Origin of the sequence: Enterococcus alishanensis, assembly GCF_019218635.1 — a bacterium.
Classification (GTDB): domain Bacteria; phylum Bacillota; class Bacilli; order Lactobacillales; family Enterococcaceae; genus Enterococcus_A; species Enterococcus_A alishanensis.
On record NZ_JAHUZB010000043.1, the window covers coordinates 1 to 420 of the forward strand.

Here is a 420-nt window from a genome sequence, read left to right on the forward strand (position 1 = left end):
CGATGTGCGGCAGGACCAGCGGTGACATCAGCACCGACGACAGCGCCGCCTTGCCCGGGAATTCGTGGCGCGCCAGCGCCAGGGCGGCGGGCACCGTAAGCAGCACCGCCGCCGCGGTGGCGGCCAGCGCCAGCACGGTGCTGGTGGCGAAAGCCGCCGCGTAGCCGGGCTCGGCCAGCATGGCGCGATACCAGTCCAGCGTCCATCCCTGCGGCGGGAAGGCCAGGTAGGGCGTGGCCGTGAAGGACGCGCCCAGGATCACCAGCAGCGGCAGGGCCAGGTAGGCGAGCACGCCCAGGGCGGACAGGCGGATCAGGCAGCGGGCGATCATCGTGCGCCTCCGGGCGGAACGGCGGCGCGGTTTGCCAGCGCCACCAGGATCAGGGTCAGGACCAGCAGCACCATGCTCAGCGCGCCGCC

The 420-nt window shown here is 73.3% G+C and carries 1 protein-coding gene; it reads right to left on the reverse strand.

Annotation, left to right across the window (positions count from 1 at the left end; all coding sequences use genetic code 11):
- Positions 1–331 (reverse strand): ABC transporter permease (locus tag KUA55_RS18200; protein ID WP_425514635.1); only part of this gene is annotated, 331 nt, incomplete at its 3' end.
- Positions 332–420: the final 89 nt, after the last annotated feature.